19 protein-coding genes, 1 tRNA gene and 1 riboswitch are annotated in these 20,198 nt (G+C 72.2%); of the genes, 8 read left to right on the top strand and 12 right to left on the bottom strand.

The features are described 5' to 3' along the window. Positions 1-61: 61 nt before the first annotated feature. Positions 62-145, top strand: a tRNA-Leu gene (locus ACFQ53_RS00415). Positions 146-241: 96 nt separating this feature from the next. Here ACFQ53_RS00415 and ACFQ53_RS00410 read toward each other — a convergent pair. Beyond that, a complete protein-coding gene (locus ACFQ53_RS00410; protein WP_377853733.1) occupies positions 242-1,990 on the bottom strand; it encodes a TIGR03767 family metallophosphoesterase in 1,749 nt (582 codons plus the stop codon). Between the two features lie 233 nt (positions 1,991-2,223). Between ACFQ53_RS00410 and ACFQ53_RS00405 the strand changes: the two genes are divergently transcribed. Together ACFQ53_RS00405 and ACFQ53_RS00400 are read left to right on the top strand one after the other, a co-directional pair. After that, entirely contained in the window at positions 2,224-3,690 is a 1,467-nt protein-coding gene (locus ACFQ53_RS00405) for a mechanosensitive ion channel (RefSeq protein ID WP_377853729.1), read from the top strand. Positions 3,691-3,788: 98 nt separating this feature from the next. After that, complete coding sequence (locus ACFQ53_RS00400; protein ID WP_377853726.1) at positions 3,789-4,526, top strand: class I SAM-dependent methyltransferase; 738 nt, start codon at positions 3,789-3,791, stop codon at positions 4,524-4,526. 112 nt (positions 4,527-4,638) lie between these two features. On the opposite strand, the gene ACFQ53_RS00395 is transcribed toward ACFQ53_RS00400, so the two are convergent. Beyond that, positions 4,639-5,277, bottom strand: coding sequence for a DUF1345 domain-containing protein (locus ACFQ53_RS00395; protein WP_377853723.1), 639 nt, complete (start codon positions 5,275-5,277; stop codon positions 4,639-4,641). Further along, a complete protein-coding gene (locus ACFQ53_RS00390) occupies positions 5,277-5,606 on the bottom strand; it encodes a YrhK family protein (protein WP_377853721.1) in 330 nt (109 codons plus the stop codon). Before ACFQ53_RS00390 ends, ACFQ53_RS00395 begins: the two co-directional genes overlap by 1 nt. Positions 5,607-5,810: 204 nt before the next feature. Here ACFQ53_RS00390 and ACFQ53_RS00385 point away from each other — a divergent pair, with 204 nt between their 5' ends. Next, complete coding sequence (locus ACFQ53_RS00385) at positions 5,811-8,528, top strand: PEP/pyruvate-binding domain-containing protein (protein WP_377853718.1); 2,718 nt, start codon at positions 5,811-5,813, stop codon at positions 8,526-8,528. Between the two features lie 282 nt (positions 8,529-8,810). On the opposite strand, the gene ACFQ53_RS00380 is transcribed toward ACFQ53_RS00385, so the two are convergent. The 5 genes from ACFQ53_RS00380 to ACFQ53_RS00360 all read right to left on the bottom strand — a co-directional run bounded on the left by ACFQ53_RS00380 (position 8,811) and on the right by ACFQ53_RS00360 (position 14,047). Further along, on the bottom strand, positions 8,811-9,245 hold the full coding sequence (locus ACFQ53_RS00380) for a hypothetical protein (RefSeq protein WP_377853715.1): 435 nt from the start codon (positions 9,243-9,245) through the stop codon (positions 8,811-8,813). A gap of 79 nt (positions 9,246-9,324) precedes the next feature. Next, positions 9,325-9,885: a hypothetical protein gene (locus ACFQ53_RS00375; protein ID WP_377853713.1), complete on the bottom strand. Its 561-nt coding sequence runs from the start codon at positions 9,883-9,885 to the stop codon at positions 9,325-9,327. A 58-nt stretch (positions 9,886-9,943) separates the two neighbouring features. Beyond that, complete coding sequence (locus ACFQ53_RS00370; RefSeq protein ID WP_377853710.1) at positions 9,944-11,995, bottom strand: MDR family MFS transporter; 2,052 nt, start codon at positions 11,993-11,995, stop codon at positions 9,944-9,946. Then, a complete protein-coding gene (locus ACFQ53_RS00365) occupies positions 11,992-12,756 on the bottom strand; it encodes a TetR/AcrR family transcriptional regulator (protein ID WP_377853707.1) in 765 nt (254 codons plus the stop codon). Before ACFQ53_RS00365 ends, ACFQ53_RS00370 begins: the two co-directional genes overlap by 4 nt. A 379-nt stretch (positions 12,757-13,135) precedes the next feature. Next, positions 13,136-14,047 (bottom strand): SDR family oxidoreductase, encoded by a 912-nt coding sequence (locus ACFQ53_RS00360; protein WP_377853705.1) that lies wholly within the window; start codon positions 14,045-14,047, stop codon positions 13,136-13,138. Between the two features lie 210 nt (positions 14,048-14,257). On the opposite strand from ACFQ53_RS00360, the gene ACFQ53_RS00355 reads away from it, so the two are divergent. Together ACFQ53_RS00355 and ACFQ53_RS00350 are read left to right on the top strand one after the other, a co-directional pair. After that, positions 14,258-14,830 carry a TetR/AcrR family transcriptional regulator gene (locus ACFQ53_RS00355; protein ID WP_377853702.1) on the top strand — a complete coding sequence of 191 codons (573 nt, stop codon included), beginning with the start codon at positions 14,258-14,260 and terminating at the stop codon, positions 14,828-14,830. A 42-nt stretch (positions 14,831-14,872) separates the two neighbouring features. After that, on the top strand, positions 14,873-15,565 hold the full coding sequence (locus ACFQ53_RS00350; protein ID WP_377853699.1) for an alpha/beta hydrolase: 693 nt from the start codon (positions 14,873-14,875) through the stop codon (positions 15,563-15,565). A gap of 19 nt (positions 15,566-15,584) precedes the next feature. On the opposite strand, the gene ACFQ53_RS00345 is transcribed toward ACFQ53_RS00350, so the two are convergent. Next, entirely contained in the window at positions 15,585-15,899 is a 315-nt protein-coding gene (locus ACFQ53_RS00345; RefSeq protein ID WP_200501961.1) for a multidrug efflux SMR transporter, read from the bottom strand. A gap of 8 nt (positions 15,900-15,907) precedes the next feature. Further along, a riboswitch (guanidine-III (ykkC-III) riboswitch) is annotated at positions 15,908-15,974 on the bottom strand. 161 nt (positions 15,975-16,135) lie between these two features. Then, complete coding sequence (locus ACFQ53_RS00340) at positions 16,136-16,669, bottom strand: hypothetical protein (RefSeq protein ID WP_377853695.1); 534 nt, start codon at positions 16,667-16,669, stop codon at positions 16,136-16,138. Positions 16,670-16,870: 201 nt separating this feature from the next. On the opposite strand from ACFQ53_RS00340, the gene ACFQ53_RS00335 reads away from it, so the two are divergent. Beyond that, positions 16,871-17,098 carry a hypothetical protein gene (locus ACFQ53_RS00335; protein WP_200501958.1) on the top strand — a complete coding sequence of 76 codons (228 nt, stop codon included), beginning with the start codon at positions 16,871-16,873 and terminating at the stop codon, positions 17,096-17,098. Positions 17,099-17,190: 92 nt separating this feature from the next. Then, on the top strand, positions 17,191-17,997 hold the full coding sequence (locus ACFQ53_RS00330; protein WP_377853692.1) for a hypothetical protein: 807 nt from the start codon (positions 17,191-17,193) through the stop codon (positions 17,995-17,997). Between the two features lie 116 nt (positions 17,998-18,113). Here the strand turns inward: ACFQ53_RS00330 and ACFQ53_RS00325 are convergent, their stop codons facing one another. Then, complete coding sequence (locus ACFQ53_RS00325) at positions 18,114-19,595, bottom strand: MFS transporter (RefSeq protein WP_377853689.1); 1,482 nt, start codon at positions 19,593-19,595, stop codon at positions 18,114-18,116. Positions 19,596-19,659: 64 nt separating this feature from the next. Beyond that, positions 19,660-20,094, bottom strand: coding sequence for a VOC family protein (locus ACFQ53_RS00320; RefSeq protein ID WP_377853686.1), 435 nt, complete (start codon positions 20,092-20,094; stop codon positions 19,660-19,662). Positions 20,095-20,198 lie beyond the last annotated feature (104 nt).

Genomic DNA, 20,198 nt, shown 5'->3' with positions numbered 1-20,198 from the left:
GTACGAGTAGTCTGAGGGCACTTCGGTCTCGGTGAGCTGCGACTCCTGGTGCCGGAGACACGCGCGAGTGGCGGAATTGGTAGACGCGCACGGTTCAGGTCCGTGTGCTCGAGAGGGCGTGGGGGTTCGAGTCCCCCCTCGCGCACGTGAGACGAAGGCCCCCGGGAGAGATCCCGGGGGCCTTCTCGCATGGTCGGCCGGATCGGGCCGCGGGTCGGGCGGCGGGCGGTCCGAGCGCGGTTCAGGCGCCGGGCGCCACCAGCAGCAGCTCGACGTTGCGGTCCTGCGGCGTGCCCTCCTGCGAGAGGTCCGCGTGGATGTCATTGAACGACAGCTCGCGGTAGAGGGAGGCCAGTGCATCCCCCTGGTAGGGCGCGTCGGCCTCGATCAGCGTGCTCAGCAGTGACAGGGCCCCGTCGCGGTTGTCCACGATCTCGACCACGCGCGCCTGCTGCGGGAAGTCCACGTGCGAGGCGGTGTTGATGATCCAGTAGCGGCGCTCGGGCTTCGCGTGCCCGTGCAGGCTGATCTCGTTGGTGTGGGTGTGGCCGTTGACCCAGGCCAGCACGTTGGGGAAGCGCCCCAGCAGGTTCGCGACATCCCAGCCGGCGTGCCGCAGCTCGCCGTTGCCCGGCTCGAGCAGCAGGTTGTTCATCGAATCGGGCGTGTGGTGGCTGAAGACCACGAAGCGGGTGTCCTCGGCCTGGCTGCGCACGAGCCGTCCCAGTCCGTCGTAGTGCCGGCTGGAGCCGCGCTCGACGAGCCACCGGTACTGGGCGTGGCCGATCGAGCCGCCCGTGAAACCGGCGCGGTTCGTCGAGTCCAGCGCGATGCCGACGACGCCCTCGGCGATCTCGAAGGTGTAGTACCCGGTGTCCTCCTGGACGTTCTGCTCGGTGAAGCCGTTGCCGGCCGGCCCCACCGGCTGCGGGCGCTCGAGGTGCGCGCGGATGTACTCCTCGGTGGTGAAGGGCGCGCGGCGCTCGTCGGCCGTGACCGAGAAGTCCCGCTTCGACCGGGCGCTCCCGCTGCTGCGGCTCACCGAGCCGGAGAGCGCGCGGGTGCTCTCGGCGCGGCTCACCTGCTCGCGCAGCTGCTTATGGGCCGACGGGTCCTCGAAGCCGGTGAACTTCCAGCTGCCGGTGTAGAGGTCCGCGAGGCCCTTCCAGTCGGAGGGCAGGGTGCCGCTGATGGAGTCGTCGTGGTTGCCGAACACGCTGAACCAGGGCACCTGCAGACCGGGGCTGTGATGCGAGGAGGCCGCGCGCTCGAGCAGATCCGGGAGCTCCGGGAAGCCGACCTCCTTATAGCGGTCGCGCACGGGGTCGGCGGGGTTCCAGTAGCTCGCGTCGCCGCTGCTCTGCACGCCCTCCCACTGGTCCGGATCGCCGGTGGAGGCCGCGATCTCGCCGCCGTTCATGACGGCGAGGAACCAGTCCAGCTCGATGTGCTCGTGGTTGTCCGTGTTGTCCCCGGTGCTGACCAGGCAGTCGAAGGCGCGCCCGGTGTGCGGGCCGCGGCGCAGGGAGTTCACGCGCTCGACCAGGGCGACGGCGCCCTGCGTGGTCAGGGACTCCTGCGGACGGAACGCGGAGCCCGTGAGGTCGTGCAGGAACTCGAAGCGCATCGGCGACTGGGCATCCAGCACGTGGAGGTCCGTGAACTGCACGAACGACGCGAGAGACCGGCGGGTGTCGGCCCGGGAGGCCTTCGGAGCGTTCTCGAGGCCGTCCTCGCGCACCACGTGCTCGTAGCCCGGGCCGGCGACGAGCCGACGGTAGCCGTCCTCGGCGCCCTGCTCGGGCGTCGCGACGGCATCGAGCGTGGTGCCGTCGGCCCGCAGTCCGGAGTCCTCGGCGAAGGCACGACGGGCAGGTGCGGCCGCCGCTGCGGTCCCTGCGATCGCTGCGGCGGAGACCGTCAGGAGTCCTCTCCGCGTGAGCGGACGACGGGCGTCGACGGGCGAGCAGTGGGGATCAGGATGAGCCATGGGATCCAGCCCAGCACCGCCACATGGCGCGGACATGGCGTCCGAGGAAGGAGGACATGACGAGCATCCCTCGCGCTCCGTCGTGCGGGGATCCGCCCTCTGGCCTGGCCTCGTCGCGAACCCTGGGTGTTAGCGTGGTCACACATCCGCAATTCCCCGGCAGAGGAGCCTCCTCACCGTCCCCGGCCCACAACCCGTCGGACGGTCGGCTCCCGTGACCCACGGAGGTAGCCGTGAACTCACTGTCCAATGTCGACTGGGCGGGACTGGGATTGAAGGTCCTGGCCGCGATCGTCGTCCTCATCATCACCGCGATCCTCGCGGCCGTCCTCAAGAGCGCAGCCTCGAAGCTCGCGCAGAAGGTGCCGGCGCTGCGGCGCATCGGCCAGGACGGAGCGTCCCTCGGCAATGCAGTGGGCACGATCCTCTCGATGGTGATCTGGCTGCTGGGCCTGGTGATCGTGCTGGGGATCTTCCAGCTGAACCAGGTGCTCACGCCCGTCACCTCGATGCTCGAGCAGGGCCTCGGGTTCCTGCCCAACATCATCGGCGCCGTGTTCGTGTTCGTGATCGGCCTGGTCATCGCCAAGATCGTGCGAGCACTCATCACCACCGCCCTGCACGCCGTCGATTTCGGCAAGCTCCTGGGCACCGCCCAGTCGGGCATCCAGAGGGCCACCGGCGGCGCCATGGGGGATCAGCGCGGCACGCAGGGCGGCGCTTCCGCGCAGGGGACTGCCTCGGCGCAGGGCCAGACTCCCGGGCACACCCAGCCGCTTCCGCAGCAGGGCCAGGCCCCGCAGCAGGGTCAGCCCCAGCAGGATCAGCACCCGCAGGCACAGCCCCAGCAGGGACATCCCGGCCAGGGCGGTGGCAAGCCCGGCTCGAACATCCCCGAGATCATCGCCTCGGTCGTGTTCGCCCTGATCATGATCGTGGTGTCGATCGCCTCGCTGCAGATCCTCGGGATCGCCTCGATCTCCGATCCGGCCGCCTCGATGCTCACCACCGTGTTCACGGCGATCCCGAACATCATCGCCGCGGTCGCCCTGGTGGGGATCGGCGTGCTCATCGCGCGCTTCGTGACCGGGCTGTTCCGGCCGATCCTCGAGTCCACCGGGATCGACGACTGGCTGCAGAAGAACGACGTGATCTCCGAGGGCTCCTCGGCGACGCCCACCGTGCTGCGGATCATCGAGATCGCCGTGGTCCTGTTCTTCGCCGTGATGGCGGCGCAGGTGCTGGGCTTCCCCCAGATCACCGAGATCCTCAGCCAGATCCTGAACCTCGGCGGCAGCGTCCTGTTCGGCGCCGTCATCATCGCCGCCGGCTTCTTCATCGCCTCCGTGGTCTCCAAGCTCGTCTCGGGCACGGCCTCCACGGTCATCAAGTGGGCGATCATCATCCTGTTCGCCGCCATGGGCCTGCAGTCCATGGGCGTGGCCGACAGGATCATCGAGATCGCCTTCGGCGCGCTGGTGATCGGCCTCGCGGCCGCCGCCGTGCTCGCCTTCGGCCTGGGCGGCCGGGATGCCGCCGCCCGCCAGCTCGAGAAGATCGAGGAGAACAAGGGCAAGGCGGCGGCCTCCGGGAAGGCATCCGCGGCCGCAGGCGCGACCGGCACCTCCGGTCCCGCCTCCTCCGGTCCTGCCACCGGGGGACCCGCCTCGGCTCCCTCCACGGAGGGTCCGCAGGCCTGACGCCTGCTCCTTCCGAGTCCTGACCGACGGGGCGCTCCGCTGCGGCGGGGCGCCCCGTCGGCGCGCCATCGTCGCGATCCGCTTGGCACACTGGAGGCATGCCCTCCCTTCCTCTGCAGCCCACGCCGTCGTCGGACTCCGGTGCCGGGGCGCCCTCGTCCGACCCTGCGGATCCGACGGCCGCTTCGGATCGGACGCCCTCCATCGGCCCCGACGAGAACCTCTGGCACGCGGCCGTGCGCCGCGACCCCGGGCACGCCCGCCGCTACGCCGAGCGCTGGCGGCGCATCGCCGCCCAGGGCACCGACATCCTGGGCGAGGCGCGACTGATCGATGCGATGGCGCCCCGTCACGCACGCATCCTCGACGCCGGCTGCGGCACGGGCCGGCTCGCCGCCCACCTGCTGCCCGCCGGCCACGCGCTCGTGGGCGTCGACCTCGATCCCGAGCTGATCGCGGTGGCTCGGGAGGACCATCCGCAGGCGCGCTGGGAGGTCCAGAACCTCGCCGAGCTGGACCTGCGCGAGGCGCGCGGGGACCGCGCGACGCCTTCCGACGCCGGCGAGCGTCTCGTGTTCGATCTCGAGGTGAGCGCGGGGAACGTGCTCGCCTTCCTCTCGGCCGCCGAGCGTCGGCCCGCCCTCGAGCGCCTCGCCGCGCACCTCGCCCCCGAGGGTCGCCTCGTCGTCGGCTTCGGCGCGGGGCGCGGCTACGCCTTCGAGGACTTCGCGGCCGACGCCGAGGCCGCGGGCCTCGTCCTCCAGCAGCGCTTCTCGAGCTGGGACCTGCGGCCCGCCGCCGACGACTTCCTCGTCGCGATCCTGGCGCGGGCCTGACCGGAGACTGGCGACCGGAGGCCGGCGACAACCGGCCGGGGCGGCAATCATGCCGTCGTGCTCGTCGTCCCTGACGTCGGCCGAATGATCGAGCCCGATCCGGCGGGCCCTCTCAGCTGAGCCCGAAGACCCCGGCCACGAGGTTCACGGCCGCACCGAGGATGACCAGGCCGAACACGAACGAGACCAGACCGTGGCGCAGCACGATCTTGCGCATGCCGCGGTCCACCGCGCCGGTGTCGGTGACGCCGTAGGTCATGCCCACCGCGTAGGCCACGTAGAGGAAGTCCGAGTAGGCGGGCGGATCGTCGTCCCCGAAGTCGAGCCCGCCGCCGGTCGCGTAGTAGCGGTGGGCGTAGTGGACGGCGAAGGTCTGGTGGACGCACGCCCAGGCGCCGAACACCCCCACCAGGGTGATGACCGCGCCCAGAGTGGACGCCCCGCTGGGGCCCGCTGCGCCCAGGTGCAGGGCGACGACGGTGATCACCGCGAGGGCGGAGGCGCCCGCGGTGAGGGCCTCGTCGGCCGAGGGGCGCAGGTCCTCCCGGCCCACGCTGCGCCGCGTCTGCTCGGCGTCCATCGGCCACAGCGAGAGCCATGAGGTGACCAGGAAGACGGTCTCGCCCACGGTGATCGCGATCATCGTGGCGTGGACGCGATCGGTCGCGAGCCAGAGCAGGACCCCCAGGACACCGCCCACCACGACCGAGAGCAGCAGGCGCAGGCGCGTCGAGTCCTTCAGCCGGGTCATCAGAAGTCCATCGCGTGCGGCACCGGTCGGCCGCTGACGCGCTGCAGGTGGAAGCGGCGGGCCAGGCGGATCGCGGGGCGGATCGTCATCTGGATCGAGCCGATGAGGAACAGGACGGTGCCCGCCGTCATCATCGAGGCGAAGAAGAAGAAGATCGAACCCACGATGAACCAGATCCCGATCAGCACGTCGTTCGCGATGCTCGCGGCCTCGTAGCGCTGGCTGAGGACGAGCTCGTGATGGCCGATGCGCACGTCCAGGGAGTGATCCTCCTGGTGGGCACGAGTCTGCGCGATGCGCGGGGTGTTGTGAGGGGCGTCGTTCTGCATGGTGGGGCCAGCCCTCCTCGGATCGATGGCCGACGGTACGGCGTGCCGCGACGCTAGCAGAGGCGGACGGCGACGCCGGGCGGCGCGGCCACCGCTGCGCAGCGGTGGCCGCCGGCGGTGCAGCGGGTGGCCGCCCGGTCGGGGCGGGGTTACGCTCTCTGGCGCCACGCGTCCCACTCCGGGCGCACCGTCGAAGAAGGCGCCATGGTCGACCGCACGGTCCGCGGATTCCAGGACATCTCACGGGAGGACGTCGCGGAGGTGGGCGGCAAGGCCGCGAACCTTGGCGAGCTCACACAGGCGGGGATCCCCGTGCCACCGGGGTTCGTGCTCACCACCGCCGCCTACCGACGATTCGTCGGGACCGCAGGCATCCAGGAGCGGCTGCTCGACGCCGTCCGCGATCTCGACCCCGACGGAACCGAGGCCGCCGACCGGGCGAGCGCCGAGGTCGGAGCGCTGTTCGCGGGCGCCGAGATCCCCGAGGACCTGCGAGACGCGCTCCTCTCGGCGCGCGGGACGCTGGGCGAGGCACCGGTCGCGGTGCGCTCCTCGGCCACCGCGGAGGATCTCGAGGACGCGAGCTTCGCCGGACAGCAGGAGACGTACCTGCACGTCACCGGCGATGACGGCCTGCTGCGGGCCGTCCGCGACTGCTGGGCCTCCCTGTGGTCCGCCCGGGCGCTGGCCTATCGCGCGCGCCGCGGCATCGACCCGGCCGACGTCGCGCTCGCCGTGGTGGTCCAGGAGATGGTCGCGGCCGATTCCGCGGGCGTCATGTTCACCGCGAACCCGCAGAACGGCAGGCGCTCCGAGACGCTCATCAGCGCCGCCTGGGGCCTCGGCGAGGCCGTCGTCTCCGGGCAGGTCGACACCGACGATCTGGTGATCGACACCCTGCGCCGACGCGTCGCCTCCCGCTCGACGGCCGACAAGAAGGTGATGGTGGTGCCGGCCGCCCCGGACGACGCGGCCGCCCCGGCCGCGCGGGACGATGCGACGGCGGCCGACGGCGGCACCCTGACGGTCCCCGTCGGCCCCGCTGAGCGTCGCGCCCCCGTGCTCGACGACGACGCCGCGCTCGACCTCGCCGCCTGGGGCGCGCGGATCACCGACCACTACGGCGCCCCGCAGGACGTGGAGTGGGCGCGCGCGGGCACCGGCTTCGTCATCACCCAGGCGCGGCCCATCGTCGGCCTCCCCGCGCCGGCCGGACCCGCCCCGACATCGTGGCCCGTGCCCCGTCGCCACGCCGGCTACTTCCGCGCGAGCATCGTCGAGCAGATGCCCGACCCGCTCACGCCGCTGTTCGCGGACCTCACCTCCGCCCACGTCATCGAGCAGATGATCGCGACGGTGACGGACGCGAGCGGCAGCCGCGTCTTCCGCGACAAGGGCGTCGAGTTCACGACCATCAACGGCTACGCCTACTACGGGTACACGAACGCCGCGATGGCCGGGATGACGGCCCGGTCGGGGCTGCTCGTGCCCCGTCTGCTGCGCGGCGGCGTGGGCGGGCCGCGCTACTGGAGCACCACGGCGCTGCCGCGGTACCGGCGCGTGGTCGAGGAGGAGTCCGCGACGGACGCCGGCTCGACCGGGGCCGTGGCGCTGCTCGAGAGCGCGGAGCGCCTGGTCGCGGCCGGGTTCGCCTACTACACGGCGGTGCAGACCGTGATCCCGCCCGTCGTGATCGCCGAGACCGCCCTCACGGCCCTCTGCCGCCGCGTCGCTCGGCCCGGTGACCCGCGCCCGGAGACCCTCCTGTTCGGCTTCGAGAGCGAGCCGATCCGCGCCGAGCAGTCCCTCTACGACCTCGCCGCATGGGCGCGCGAGCACGAGAGCCTCGCCTCGGCCCTCGAGGCGTCCGACGCGGTCCCCGAGCACTGCCCGGAGGGCGTCGACGAGGAGGTGTGGACGCAGTGGCGCGAGCGCTTCGCCGCCCACCTGGACGCGCACGGCCACGCCACCTACACCCTGGACGTCGCGCAGCCCGTCGCCGCCGACACCCCCGAGCTGCTGTGGGACGTGCTGCGCATGTACCTGCGCGGGGACGGGACGGATCCGCGCGAGCGCCGCGAGAAGGCGGCGCGGGACCGCGAGGAGGGCGCCGCACGGATCTCCGCCCATCTCTCCTCACCGCTGCGCAGGCTGTTCGAGCGCCTGCTGCGCCGCGCCCAGGAGCTCGCGCCGGCTCGCGAGGACGCGCTCGCCGGCATCGGCCTGGGCTGGCCCGCGGCCCGGCGCGCCCTGCGGGAGATCGGCCGCCGCCTCGTCGCAGCGGGCGTGATCGCGCAGGCCGACGACGTGTTCTGGCTGCGCAGGGACGAGCTGCTCGACCTCGCCCGCGCGCTCGACGGCGGCGCGGAGCCCCTGCCCACACGGGCGGGGATCATCGAGGACCGCCAGGTGGCCTGGCGCGGCCAGAAGCTCGCGACGCCCCCGCAGCTGCTGCCCGAGCGCTCCATCTGGCACGGCTTCGACCGCTGGATGCCGTCGGTCGGCGAGGGCGGGGGCGGGCGCGACGGCGGTGGCGAGGGCGGTGGCGAGGGCGGTGCGGAAGGCCCCGTGCTCACCGGGATCGGCGGCAGCGGCGGCACGGTCACCGCACCCGTCCACGTCCTCTCCGGACCCGACGAGTTCCGCGACTTCCGTCCCGGCGAGATCCTGGTCGCCGCGATCACCACCCCGGCGTGGACGCCGCTGTTCGCCATGGCCGCGGGCGTGATCACCGACGTGGGCGGTCCGCTCAGTCACAGCTCCATCGTCGCCCGCGAGTACGGCATCCCCGCCGTGCTCGGCACCGGCACGGCCACCCGCCGCCTGCGCACCGGTCAGCGGGTGAGGATCGACGGCGGCGCCGGGACGGTGCGGGTGGTCGAGGAGGGGGACGAGCAGGGGCGGGGCGCAGGAGAGCGGTGAGGTGACGGACGAGGCGGGGCACGGGAGTAGCAGCGGGCCGAGCCGGCTGCGGCCCCGTGACGCGCCTCCGTGAGGGCCCATGCATACGAACAGTGCTGCGCAATGGTCGTTATGAGGGCTCATAACGACCATTGCGCAGCACTGAAAGTGCGTCGGGCGCCGGGCCGGGCCCGGCGGATGCCCGGAGCGGGCCTTCGGCCGGGGCGACGGGCGCTCAGGCCGACGGGCCGGTCCGGCCGACGGATGCCCAGGCCGACGCTCGGCCCGGCCGACGGGAGGGGCTCAGGCCTCCGTGCGGGCGGCGCGGGCGCGCCGGGCGACGGCGGAGAGCCCGCCGGCGAGGACCGCGACCAGGGCCGCGAGCGCGACCACGGCGAGCACGAGGCCCACGAAGAAGTCGTTCGTGGTGCCGACCGACCAGTCGGCCCCGCGCTTCTGCGTGTCGGTGAGGAACGGCGCGAGCATCATCCACAGGCCGCTCAGGGTGAGCAGCCCCAGGATGCCCATGCCGACCTTGTCGAGCACGCTGATCGGCTCGGCCTTCACGGCGGAGACGGACTCGGCGCGGTCGACCGAGCCGGTCGAGCCGACGGTGCCGACCGAGCCGGTCGAGCCGGCGGAACCGGCCGCGTCGGCGGTCTGGGGTGCGGCCTGCGGTGCGGCGGTCTGGGCGTGCGAGCCCGTGCCTGCGGGGGCGGTGTGCGAGATCTGGGTCATCAGGATTCTCCTTGAGGCGAGAATGCGCTGGCTGCGTGCGCGGGATGCGCGCGCCGGAGCGCTGGATACGGGGGAGCGCTCAGCGCTCGGCGGGGACGGAGGCCTGGGCACCGGTGTCGGTGCCGACGGCGGCGCGGCCGTACTCGCGGTGGTGCGGCGTCTCCGCGGCGGCGGAGGCGGTGTGCTCCTCGCGCTCGATGTCGCGGGCCAGGGCCGCGATCAGCGGCTCGAGCATCGCATCCATCTCACGCGAGCGCTCCGAGGCGGGGGCCGCCGGGGCGCCCTGCTGCGCGTAGCCCTGCTGCGGGGAGGACTGCTGCCCGTACTGCTGCTGGCCGTACTGCTGCTGGCCGTACTGCTGGGCGGGATCCTGCTGCCCGTACTGCGCCTGCTGGGGCGCGGGACGCGGGGTGACGAACCCGGCCTGGACCATGTGCTTGCTGAGCGCGGCCGCGAACACGATCACGCCGATCAGGCCGACGAGGGCCAGCGGGAGGCCGGTCCAGACGTCGGTGAGGGTCGCGTCGGTCCAGTCGGCGTCCTTCTTCTGGAAGCCCAGCGCGAAGGGGGAGAGCACGAGCCAGAGCCCGGCCATCATGGCGAGGAGCGAGGCGATCGCTCCGATCAGTCGACGAGTCATCAGAACTGTCCTTTCGGGGGCCGTCCCGGACGGGACGGCGAGGTGTGTCGAGTGCCGCTCAGGACTGGGCGGCGAGGTGCGGGGACATGAGGGGCGCGCTGCCGTCGGCCCGGTGGGGGTCGTGGCTCTCGTGCTCGGCCGCATCGGTGCCGTCGAGGTCGGCGGCGTGCGGCGCGCGGTGGCGGCCCCGGGAGGGGTCGGCGGCGTCGACGTCGGCCCCGGCTCCGCGCAGCAGGGCGATGGCCGCCGGCGTGACCAGCGAGCGCACGGCGAAGTCGGCGCGCTCGGCGGTGCTGCCGGGTCGGTCCCCGGCGAGGTGGGCGAGTGCCCGCGTGAGCTCGGAGTCCTCGTCGGCGCGATGGGCGCGCTGGATGACGAGGGAGAGCACGAGGCCCAGCCGCAGATCGTCCTCGCGCTCGGTGCGGGCCGCGAGCGCGGCGCCGCCGGCCGGGAGGCCGTTCGTCGGCGCACCGGTCGCGGGGAACCCGGTTCCGGGAGCGCTCGCCGCACCGGCCTCGCCCTCGGTCATCCCGGAGGCGCCCACGGTCGTGGCCAGCGGGACCTCCTTGATGAAGAAGACGATCACGAAGGCGACGCCGAGCAGCGGCACCAGCCACAGGAAGATCGGGGTGAGGGCGTCGGTGTAGGCGCCCACGACGATGTCCTGGATCTGCTGGGGCAGCTTGTCCACGACGGCCGGCGTCAGGGAGTTGGTGTCCCCGCTGCCGCCCATCTGCTGGGCCGCCTGCGCGGGCATGCGCTCGCTGAGCAGGTCCGTCAGCCGGCTCGTGAACACCGAGCCCACGATGGCCGAGCCCAGGGACGCGCCGATCTGCCGGAAGAAGTTGTTCGAGGCGGTCGCGGTGCCGACCTCGGCGGCGGGGAACGTGTTCTGCACGATCAGCACGAGGTTCTGCATGCCGATGCCCAGGCCCGCGCCGAGCACGAACATGTGGGACATGATCACCCAGGTCGCGGTGTCGGTGGTCATGGTCGACAGCAGGAACACGCCGAGCGCGGCGACCAGCATCGAGAGGATCGGCGCCCACTTGTAGCGGCCGGTCCGCGAGACGATCTGGCCCGAGGCGATCGAGGTGATCAGCAGCCCGCCGACCATCGGCAGCAGCATCAGACCGGACTCCGTGGCGGAGACGCCGGTGGACATCTGCAGGTAGGTGGGCATGTAGCCGATCGCGCCGAACATCGCGATCGCGATCACCAGGGCGGCGATCGTGGTGAGCACGAAGTTGCGCTTGCGGAACAGGTGCAGCGGGATGATCGGCTCGGCGGCGTAGCGCTCGGCGAGCACGAACAGGGCGCCGAACACGACGGTCGCGACGAACAGCAGGATGATCTGCCAGGAGACCCACTCGTAGGTGTTGCCGCCCCACGAGGTCGCGAGGATCAGCGAGGTCACGGCGATCGCCATGGTGAGGATGCCGAACACGTCCAGGCGGGCGCGCTGCGACTTCTTGGGCAGCTTCAGGAAGAACACGGCGGCCAGGATCGCGATCGCGCCCAGCGGGATGTTCAGCCAGAAGCCCCAGCGCCAGCTGAGCGACTCGGTGAACCAGCCGCCCAGCAGCGGGCCCACCACGGAGGACAGCCCGAACACGGCGCCCATCACGCCCATGTACTTGCCGCGCTCACGTGCGGGGACGACGTCGGCGATGATCGCCTGGGCGAGCAGCATGAGCCCGCCGCCGCCGATGCCCTGGATGGCGCGGCCGGTGATGAGCACGCCCATGTTGCCGGCGACGGCGCCCACGAGGGAGCCGACGACGAACACGGACAGCGCGAAGATCAGCAGGGGCTTGCGGCCGATGAGGTCGCCGAGCTTGCCGTAGATCGGCATCATGATCGTCGAGGCCAGCAGATACGCCGTGGTCACCCACAGCATCTGGTCGACGCCGTCCAGGTCGCCCACGATCGTGGGCAGGGCGGTGGAGAAGATGGTCTGGTCGAGGGCCGCGATGAACATCGCGATGAGAAGGCCCGCGAACAGCGGGACGAGTTTGGTGGACGGAGCCGTGCCGGAGGACGCGGACGGAGCGGCGGCCTGTCCGTGCGCTCCGCGCGCCGCGGGGGCTGCGGTCTGGGTGGCGGTCATAGCTCTGCTTCCTGGATGAGGGTCAACGTGTCGAGGAGCGACTCCATGAGCTCGCGGTCCTCGATGTCGGGGTTCTCGACGGTGATCTGGATGGCGTAGCGGGCGATGCCCCACCACATGGCGACGATGAAGCCCGTCTGCCGGGTGATGAGCGCTTCGACCGCCGGATCGGCTGCGGGAGTGCCTGCGCCGTCGGGGCCGGGCCCGGCGTCGGAGGCGGCGCCGGGCCCGGGTGGTGTGCCCGAGGCGCCGTAGCGCTTGCGGATCCTGCGGGTGACCAGGTCCTCGAGATCGCGGTTCTTCGCGGCGACCTTGTCGGCCATCGCCTTGGCGAGGGTCATGTCGCTGCGGATCAGCTCGAGGCGGGCTCGCCAGATCTTCTGGTCCACGTCGTGCGGCTTGGTGGTCATCATCGCCAGGAGCATGCGGACGAGATCCGCGAGGATGCTGCCGCGCGGGCCGTCGATGAAGGCTTCCTGGAGGTGCTCGGGGAGCGGGCCCGGATCGCGGCCGATGACGACCGCTTCCTTCGACCCGAAGTAGTTGAAGAACGTCCGCCGCGAGACGTCCGCGCTCTCGCAGATCATCTCCACGGTGACGTCGGCGAAGCCGTGCTCGATCATCAGCTCGAGGGCGGCGCGCTCGATGCGTCGGCGCAGCTCCTCGCGCTTGCGCTCGCGCAGCCCGGGCTTCTTCGTGGCGGCCGATCCGTCCGGGGTCGCCTCCGCGTCGCGCGGGGTCTGGGTGTCTGTCGGGGACATCGCACCTCTCCTGATGGTTCCGTGGGTCGGCCGACGGGGCATCGGGGTCCGCGGATCCCGCGCTGAGCGGGTTCCGGCGGCTCGGGAGTCCGTCGTCCGACGACGTGCATCAGAATATGCACCGAGTGCACGTTTGCATAGAGTGCACGGTGTCTGCTGAGTCACGGGAGGGCGCAGGACCGAGCGGTGCGTGCGGTGCGTGCGGGGTCGCGGACACAGCGATCCCCGCGGCCCATGGGGGTGCCGCGGGGATCGCGTGGTGCCGCCGGAGGTCTTCGGAGGTCCGGAGACCCGCCGAGGAGGACGCCTGCCCGGGAGCGGGGCCTCTGAGGAGTAGTCCCGCAGGAGTTCTGGCGCGGGGCCTCTGGCGTGGGGCCGCTCAGGAGGGATAGCCGCCGGCCCGCAGGTCCTCGAGCAGGCTGGGGTGAGTGGGCTCCCAGCCCAGGGCCGAGCGGGTCCCCCGGCTGCTCGCCGGCTGGTCCAGGGCGAAGATCTGGCCCAGGAACCCGAAGGTCTCCGCGTCGACGGACCGCACTGAGAGATCGAGGGTCTCGCCGATCGTGGCGGCGATGTCCCGCATCGCGTCCCCCTCGTCGGCGACGGCCTGCGCCTGGAATCCGGCGTCGGCGCGCTCGAGGGCGAGGCGGAAGAGCCGGGCGGCGTCCTTCACGTGCACCGCGGGCCAGCGCTGGCCGCCGTCGCCGACGAACCCGGAGACGCCGCTGCGCTGGGCCGCCTGGATGAGCATGGAGGCGAAGCCGTAGCGGACGTGCGCCTGGTGCACCGAGCGGGGCAGCCGGACCGCGACGGGTCGGACGCCGCGCGCGGCGAGGTCCATCACGTACTGGGCGGTGCGTGCGCGGGCCGCCATCGGGCCCTCGGCGAGGTAGGGGTCGTCCTCGGTGGACGCGCGGCCGGGTATCGCGGGCGTGCCGGAGGCGATCACGAAGGCCGGGCCCTCGTGCGGAGTGCGGGCAGGAGCGAGGGCGCGCTCGGCCAGCGCCTCGCCCATGGCGTGCACGGCGCGCGACTCCTCCTCGACCCCGGCCTCGACCGCGGTGAAGTCGTTGCTGAAGGCGAGGTGCACGACGGCGTCGCTCGCCGCGACCCCGCGGCGCAGCGCGTCGAGGTCCGTGAGATCGCCGGGGAGGGAGGAGGCTCCGAGCTCCTGGAGTCGAGCGGCCGAGCGCTCGGAGCGCGCGAGGCCGACCACCTCGTGCCCTGCGCTGATCAGCTCGGGGACGACGGCGGATCCGATGAACCCGGTGGCGCCGGTGACGAAGACCTTCATGGTGAGTCCTCTCGAGGATGCCGCCTGATGCGACATGTGTGCCGTCAACGTACACCTGATGGGGCTGGTGTCGCATCGGTTGATGGAACAGGTGATGTTCAGCGGTCCACATCACCCCTGCCAGCAGGAATGGCGGTCACGGGATGGTCGTCCCATGGCTCGGACCGCCGACGGGCGCGATCAACCGGCCGGGCGGTAGAGTCCCCTTCCATGCCCCGCTGGAAGCCCGATGCACGAGAGCGCCTGGTCGCCGCTGCGATCCGTCTGTTCTCGGAGCAGGGATACGACGCGACCACCGTGGCGCAGATCGCCGAGGCCGCGGACCTCACCCGCAGCACGTTCTTCCGCCACTTCGGCGACAAGCGCGACGTGCTCGCGGCCGGGCAGGAGTCCCTCTCGCAGCTGCTGCGCGAGGGGGTCGCGGCGGCGCCCGACGATGCCTCGCCGCTGACCGCGGTCGAGTCCGGACTGCTCCGCGCGAGCGAGGCGATGACCCCGGAGCGCCGGGAGATGGGGCCCCGACTGCGCGCGGTGATCGCGGCGAGCGCCGAGCTGCGCGAGCGCGACCAGCTCAAGCACGTGGGACTCGCGGCCGAGACCGCGCGTGCGCTCGAGGAGCGCGGCATCGCTCCCCGCACGGCCGCGCTCGCCGCGGAGATCGGACTGCTCGCCTTCAAGAACGCGTACGCGACCTGGACCGACGGCGACGGCAGCACGTCCTTCGCCGATGAGCTGTGCGACGAGCTCGACGCCCTGCGGGCGACGCTCCCCGACGTCGGCTGAATCGGCACGGCTGAACCGGAACGGATGAATCAGGAGCAGTCCATGAGCAGGCCCAACCCCTTCGGCTTCCCGCCCGTCGAGCGCATCGGCGAGGGACCCGCGCGGATCGACGAGAGCGCGGTGCGGTTCTTCCCGCACGCGCCGGGTCCGCAGGATCGTGTGGTGCTGCTCCTGCACGGACTGGGCAGCAACGAGCAGGATCTGCTGTCCCTCGCGCCGATGCTGCCGGGCGGGGTGGTCTATGCGGCGCTGCGGGGAGTCCTCGCCTGCGGGCCGGGCTTCGGCTGGCTGGCGCCGCCGCCGCTCGGCGCGGACGACCTCGGCCTGCTCGAGGAGTCCGCCGCGGCGCTCGAGGACTGGGCCTCGCGCGCAGTGCCGGGGCGGATCGTCGGCGCGATCGGCTTCTCGCAGGGCGCCGTGCTGTCCCTGCAGCTGCTGCGCCGCGATGCCGAGGCCCTCGACTGGGTGGTCGTGCTCTCGGGAGCGCCGTTCCCGGCGGACCTCCCGGGCGACGCCGCGCTCGCCGAGCAGGGCGTGCCCGCGCTCTGGGGCCACGGCGGACAGGATCCGCTGTTCGACCCGACGATGGAGGCGCAGGTCAGGGACTGGCTGCGTCGTCATACGCGGCTCACCGAGGAGCTCTCGCCGAGCCTCGGTCACGGCATCGACGAGCAGATCCTCGACGCGGTGGCGGCGTTCGTCCGTGCCCGCCTCGCGGAGGGCACGAGCAGCTGAGCAGCGAGGATGCAGGGCTTCAGCCGCTGATCTTCAGGCCGATCACGCCGCCGATGATCATCGCCAGGAACAGCACCTTCATCACCGAGACCGCCTCGGCGCCCGTGACCATCGCGAAGAGCACGGTGACGGTCGCGCCGATCCCGACCCACACCGCGTAGGCGGTGCCCGTGGGCAGGTCGCGCATCGCGAAGGCGAGGCCGGCCATGCTCAGCACCAGTCCCACGGCGAAGACGATGGACGGGGTGAGCCTGCTGAAGCCCTCCGAGCGGCCCAGGGCGGTGGCCCACACGGCTTCCATCAGGCCCGAGAGCACGAGAACGATCCACGACATGTCAGCCTCCTGCGGCCGTCTTGTCGCTGTCCGGGTACGGCACCCTCGTCCGGGGACCCTGTCGTCGGATCCGTTCTCACGGTCGCACGCGGGAGGGGCGGCGGCAAGGGCAGATGGGTCACCAGGTCACCAGGTCACCAGGTCACCGGGTCACCGGGTCTCTGGGTCTCGAGGTCACCGGGCCCAGGGGCGGGCAGTGCGGCTGCGCCGGTTCTCTGCTGGGCCGGGTGCGGCGTTCAGCTGGGCTCCCAGGCCAACACCTCGTCCCGCAGCTCCGTCACGGTGCGGGCGGCGTCCAGGCGCAGGACCGGCTGGCTCCGGGCGGCGAGCCAGGCCTCGTGCTGGTGGCGGCTCCGTCCCGTGAACGACGGGTCGTCGTAGGAGCGGGCCCAGTCGCGGAAGTCCCGCCAGGCGTCGTCGTCCATCGCCCCGCCCTCGCGGCGCCGGGACTCGCGCTCGCGCAGGCGCGACATGCGCACGTCGGGGTCGAGGGTGAGGAACACGATTGCGCTGCAGGTCTCCACGATCTGCTCTCCCCACCCGGTCATCGCCCCGGAGAGCACCCAGGCGTCGCGGGGCGCGAACATGTGGTCCATGAGGGCCAGGCGCTCGGCCGGTGTGCGCTTGATGGTGAACGGCGGGTCGGTGGGCACCCAGAAGTAGTCGTCGGCGTCGGCGTGGGGGACGGACCAGGCGTCGGCCACGGCGCGGCCCAGTGTCGTGGTCCCCGAGCCGCTCGCGCCGAGGACGTGGAGGCGGCAGCGGTGCATGGGTCCAGTCTCCCGTACCGCGGCGTCGGCGAAGCGCGGATTCGCGTGCTGGGCGACCTGCTCGACCACCTGTGATCCGGCCCTGACGCAGCTTCTCCTGGGAGTGAGGTGAGCTGCGCGCTCCGGTCCGTGGGATCCTTGGGGGACGGACGATCCGCCCCATCGCCCCGCGGGCGGACGACGAACGACAGGAGCGCACCCGTGACCGACACCCCCGCCCACGACCACACGCGACCGCAGGTCATCGACAAGATCGACGAGGCCCTGCACGAGGCGCCCGAGCGCTTCCCCTTCGTGGTCGTCGTCGGCGACGAGGACATGCACGTGCTCGCCGCTCCCGATGCGAGCAGCGACGAGCTCGGCACGGCGCGGGCGGCGCTCACGCACCTGCTCGAGCACTGGGAGCAGGTCGTCCAGCCCGCCGAGTGAGCGTCGGCATCCCAGCACCCTCGGATCCTGGCGCTACGCTCGCTCGGAGGAACGACCGCAGGTGCGGTGGGCACCGCAGGAAAGAGGGACGCATGACGGAGCGGCAGGACGCCGAGAGCGGGACCACGCAGGGGGCGACGGAGGACCGGAGCCAGACCTCGAAGGCGTCCATCGCCGACGGGCCGGAGTGGATGCACGACAAGGAGTTCCTCCTCCGTGCCGGTCAGGAACTGCTGGTCTCCCTCGGGGTCGACAGCTCGTGGGTGGACCGGTTGCCCGGTCTCGAGGGCCCGATCGAGCAGCTCCAGGAGCTCCAGGGCGAGGTCGACGCCGAGCACGGCCGGCTCGGGTCCGATGCGGAGCCCGAGGACGGTCGGAACGAGGGCGAGGCGCCCTCGATCGACGAGTACTCGCCCCAGCAGCGGCAGCGCCTGAACGCGCTCATCGACGAGATCCTGCCGATCGTGCTTCCCGTCGCCCGCCAGACGATGGACCGTCTGGACGAGCGCGGCATCCGCCCGGAGATCGCCGGCGGCAGCGCGCCCGCACTGCGCGCCGCCCTGCAGGACGTCGAGAGCCTGTACGAGTCGGGCTCATGGCGCACGGCGAACGGCGAGACCCTCGACGGTTACCTCCGCTGGTTCACCGACGAGCACAGTGCGCTCGGGGTCGAGGCGGTGCCGCCCACGCGAGCCGAGATACGCACCATCGTCACGGTCGTGCGGGGCATGCCACGGGCCACTGTGCGCAGGATCGCGAAGTTCCGCGGCCGCCTGTACCTGGGGATCGTGGTGCGGATCCTGCTCCGCCTCCTCCGTCACGAGTCCGCGGAGGGCACGGCGGACGCGGCGAGCGGTACCTCGCAGCACGGCACCTCGCAGCACCAGTCGCAGGAGTAGATCCGGGGGGCGAGCGGTCGGGTCGGTAGCGAGCTGACCGGACGCGAGCGGCGGCGGTCGACGGTCCGGTCAGAGCCCTTCGGGAAGGCCCGGTGGAGTGCGATCCCGCCGCCGTCTCAGCGTCCCGGTCCCACCCGGTACCTCGTGAACTGCGGGACGAGCACGCCGCAGGCGGCTACCCCGAGCACCACGAGCGCTCCGCCGAGGACGACGGTCAGCGGCGCGCCGAGCACGTCGGCCGCCGCGCCGTGGGCGACGTCGGCGAAGCGCGGGCCGCCCGCGACGACCACCAGGAACACACCCTGGAGGCGACCTCGCACCGCGTCGGAGGCGGCGCCCTGCAACATGGTCTGGCGGAAGACCATCGAGATCATGTCGGCGATGCCGCCCGCGGCCATGAACGCGACGGCCACGGCGAGCCAGGGCATCGCCCGGCCCCCGGCCAGCCACGTCGCGCCGCCGAAGCCCATCACCACCAGGCCCCAGACGCCGACGGCGATCAGCACGGCGAGGCCCACCCGATGCACGCGGCCCAGCCACCCGGAGAAGATCCCGCCCAGCAGCGCGCCGAGGGCCATCGCGACCGAGAGCGCCGCGAACTCCATCCCGCCCTGCGCGGGACCGCCGAAGCTCTGGTCGGCCAGCTGCGGATAGAGCGCGCGCGGCATGCCGAAGACCATCGCGATGAGGTCCACCGCGAAGCTGACCAGCAGAATCTTGTGCTTCCAGGTGTAGACGAAGCCGTCGAGGATGCTGCGCAGTCCGGGCCGAGCGATGGCGCCCTCGGGCTTCAGCGCCGGCAGCCGCAGCACCGCCCAGAGCGTCGCCAGCAGGCAGACCGTGTCGATGAGATAGAGCAGCGAGAAGCCCAGGAAGGGCAGCAGTGCTCCTCCGACGAGAGGTCCCGCGATCGCCCCGAACTGGCCGACGGTCATGTTCAGGGCGTTCGCCGCGGGCAGCTGATCGCGCGGCACAAGGGACGGGATCAGCGCGGTGCGGGCCGGCTGGTTGACCGCGAAGAACGCCTGCTGGGCGGCGAAGATCCCCAGGATCACCCACACGTTGCGGACCTGCAGCAGCGCCTGCGCGGCGAACAGCCCGCTGGTGAGGATGAGGCCGAGCGTGGTGACCAGCAGGATCCTGCGGCGGTCGAAGGCGTCGGCGATCGCCCCGCCCCACAGCCCGAGCACCACGAGCGGCACCAGGCCGAACAGGCCCGTCAGCCCCACGTACAGCGAGCTGCCGGTGAGCGCCCAGAGCTGGGCGGGCACGGTGATGATCGTGATCTGCGCGCCGATGACGGTGATGATGTTCGCCTGCCACAGCCGCTTGAAGTGCAGGTTCTGCAGGGGGCGGGTGTCGGCGAAGAGCCCGCGGGCGCGCGAGCGGAGAGTGCGCGGAGCGGACGGCGAGGAGGCCGGCTCCGGTGCGGGTGCGTCGGAAGCCGGGTCGAGCGCGGGCGTCTCGGAGGTCGGATCCGGCGGGTCGTGGGGGTCGACGGTGGGCGTGGCGGGTCCTTCGGAAGGGAATGGGTGGGAAGCGATGGGCGGGAGGCGGAGGGACGGTGCATGCGAGAGCCCCCGCGATCCGGGGATCACGGGGGCCGATGCTGCGGTCCTCGCACGATGCTAGTCGCGCCCTGCGACGGCGGGCGCCGCAGGGTCAGGCCTGCGACTCCTCCGGGGCGCTGATGTTCACCTGCCACACGATCCCGAAGCGATCGGTGAAGGAGCCGTAGAGGTCGCCCCACATCTGCTTCTCGAGGGGCATGGTCACCGTCCCGCCCACGGAGAGCTTCTCGTAGGCGCTGCGCAGCACCTGCTCGTCGTCCCCCATGAGTGAGAGGGTCACGTTGGTGCCCTGCTGGAACGGAGGGCCCATGCCCTCGATGGTGTCCGAGACGTAGAGGCGGATCAGCTCGGTGACCTCGAGGGATCCGTGCATGATCTTGTCGGCGTTCGGGTCGCCCTCGGGCACGGCGTGGAACTCGCCGAAGGTCGCGAACTGCGGGGTCGCACCGAGCGCCTTGCCGTAGAACTCGAAGGCCTCACGGGCGTTCCCCGCGAAGTTCAGGTAGGGGTGGAGTGCTGCGGGCATGGCGTCCTCCTCGACGTCGGCGCCGGCAGGATGCCGGTCACGCGAGGCAGCCTAGCGGCGCGCTCCGACGAAGGAACCGCCGCGCCGGGAGGAGGGGTTGACGT

Origin of the sequence: Brachybacterium sp. NPDC056505 (genome assembly GCF_042794925.1) — a bacterium.
Taxonomy (GTDB): domain Bacteria; phylum Actinomycetota; class Actinomycetes; order Actinomycetales; family Dermabacteraceae; genus Brachybacterium; species Brachybacterium kimchii.
The sequence above is the reverse complement of the archived record's forward strand: the minus strand, read 5'-3'. Positions and strand labels throughout refer to the sequence as shown.